This window comes from Arthrobacter sp. JCM 19049, assembly GCF_001310435.1.
Window position 1 is genome coordinate 1 of sequence record NZ_BAXF01000339.1, and the last position, 2,398, is coordinate 2,398.

General features: G+C 65.6%; 3 protein-coding genes. 2 read left to right on the forward strand and 1 reads right to left on the reverse strand.

What is annotated here, in order from left to right; translation table 11 throughout:
* Together JCM19049_RS11850 and JCM19049_RS11855 are read left to right on the forward strand one after the other, a co-directional pair.
* Nucleotides 1–614: sulfurtransferase (locus JCM19049_RS11850; protein ID WP_054821693.1), on the forward strand; the 614-nt coding region annotated here is incomplete at its 5' end.
* A gap of 75 nt (nucleotides 615–689) precedes the next feature.
* Nucleotides 690–1,115 (forward strand): HIT family protein, encoded by a 426-nt coding sequence (locus JCM19049_RS11855; RefSeq protein WP_054821694.1) that lies wholly within the window; start codon nucleotides 690–692, stop codon nucleotides 1,113–1,115.
* Nucleotides 1,116–1,308: 193 nt separating this feature from the next.
* Here the strand turns inward: JCM19049_RS11855 and JCM19049_RS11860 are convergent, their stop codons facing one another.
* On the reverse strand, nucleotides 1,309–1,950 hold the full coding sequence (locus JCM19049_RS11860; RefSeq protein ID WP_279403086.1) for a class I SAM-dependent methyltransferase: 642 nt from the start codon (nucleotides 1,948–1,950) through the stop codon (nucleotides 1,309–1,311).
* Between the last annotated feature and the right edge of the window lie 448 nt (nucleotides 1,951–2,398).

Below are 2,398 nucleotides of genomic sequence, written 5' to 3' on the forward strand. Positions count from 1 at the left end.
CCGCCCGCGGCTGGGGCATCAACGACGAGAGCTGCGTGGTGGTGTACGACGATGCCGGGGCGATGGCCGCCGCCCGCGCCTGGTGGCTGTTGCGCCACGCCGGCTTCACGAAGGTCGCGGTGCTCGACGGGGGACTGCAGGCCTGGCGGGACGCGAAGTACATCCTCTCCTCCGAGGTGCCCAAGGTGGAGCCGGGCACCGTGAGCCTGTCCTGGAATCAGATGCCGGTGCTGGAAATGCAGGAGCTGGCCGGGTTCGACGGGGTGCTGATCGATTCGCGCGCCACCGCCCGCTACCTGGGGTTGGAAGAACCCCTGGACCCGGTGGCCGGGCACATCCCCGGGGCGCTGAACCGTCCCACCACCGAGAACCTGGACGATGCCGCCCGCTTCCGCCAGCCCGAGCAGCTGCGCGCGGGCTTTGCCAAGCTCGGGCTGGAACCCTCTGGCCGGGCAGCCGCCGCCTACTGCGGTTCCGGGATCACCGCCGCGCACCAGATCCTGGCCCTGCACGAAGCCGGGATCGACGCGGCGCTCTACCCGGGGTCCTGGTCGCAGTACAGCTCCTACCCGCAAAACGACGTGGCAACCAGCGACGAAACCCACCGCCACTAGGGCGGCACGGCGCACAGCTGACCCCGCCACACCGCACAACCCCGGCCGCTGCCGGGCGACCACTGAAAGGCGCACATGAGCACCCTGTTTACCAAGATCATCGAAGGCGAGATCCCCGGCCGCTTCATCTGGAAGGACGAGCAGTGCGTTGCCTTCCTCACCATTGGACCGATCACCGACGGCCACACCCTGGTCGTTCCGCGCGAGGAGATCGACGAGTTCACTGACGCCTCCGACGAGCTGATGGCGCACCTGATGAAGGTCGCCGGGAACATCGGCCGGGCCCAGAAGCGCGTCTTCAATTCCGCCCGCGCCGGGATCATGATCGCCGGGTTCGAGGTGCCGCACCTGCACGTTCACGTGTGGCCGACGAACTCGTTGGCTGACTTCGACCTGGGCCGGGTGGATGAGAACCCGGATCCGGCCAAGATGGACGCGAATGCGCAGAAGCTGCGCGCGGCGCTGAAGGAAGACGGACACACCCACATTCCCGACGCCTGATTATTCGATCGCAGCGACCACGGCGCGCACCTGATTTCCGCGGCCCCGCCGGGGCCGGACGGAACCGGGTGCGCGCCGTTGCGCATTCAGTGCTGCGCGACTCTTTCCAGCACAGCGGGAGGTCGTCAGCGACGGCGAGTGATGCCGGCATCGCGTGTTCGCCCTGGTCTTTCCAATCCGGGGGAGGGAAGACCTAGCGCCGAACGAGCTTTGCGGTGATGGCGGCATGCGGACGCACATCGGGGTCGGTGCGCGTGCTCAGGTCTATTACCGAGAAACCGGCATCGGCCAGCACGTCGATCATGCTGTCCGCGGGCCAGCGGTAGGCCCGGACGACCTGATGGGGGAAGGCCTCAATGCGATCGCCGTCGAAGAACCCGAGCATGAGCGTTCCCTGCGGCCGCAGGACGCGCGCGAATTCCCGCAGTATCGCCGGTACGGTGTCAGGGGCGCAGTGGATCGTGGAATACCAGGAGAGCAACCCTGCCATCGAGCCATCCATGAAACCCAACGAGGCCAGATCCGCGTTCATGAAGCGTTGTTGAGGAAAACGCGATCGGGCGATGTCCAGGAACTCGTCGACGAAATCCACGCCGATCACGTCGGCACCCCGATCCGCCAGAAACTGCGTCCAATGACCCGGGCCGCAACCAACATCGGCGATCGGCCCCACAATGCTCCGTGCCCAGCCGGCGATGTCTTCCTGATCCTGCGGAGCCATCTGACTCATTGAGCCAAGCACCTCGGAGTATTCGGCTGCCCGTGCCGCATAGGACTGGCGGACATCATTGGTTAGCATGGCTTTCAAAATATCATCGCCGTGGACGGTGAGCACGTCGTTTTGCGAGCGTTGCCGAATACTCTAGCTGTCGGCTGCTTTAGGTGGGGTGGCCGCTGGCGGGTCCTGCCCAGGACCCGGCCCGGTCCTCGACCCCCGACGACGACTGCTGTTGCGTTTGGTGGCATCCGGTGGCGGGCCGTCCGGCTTTGGCGGGTTCGTCTGACCCGGGACTGGTTTTTGTTCCGGTGGCTTTTGCCGGGCTGGTTGCTGCCCTGGTTTGGAAGGGTCTTCCCAACTGGCGAACCAGTACCGGTTACGCCGCGGGGTCTGGGAAGGATCCAGGTGCTTGGGCAACACCACATGCGGCAACCCGTTCACATCAACGATCTTGAACTTCCCGGCATGATAGTCATCATGCTCCCGGGGACACAACAGGCCACCTTCACCCACACTGGTGCCACACCCTCCGGCCCAGCCCCCGTTCTTCCAATGGTGGGCCTCA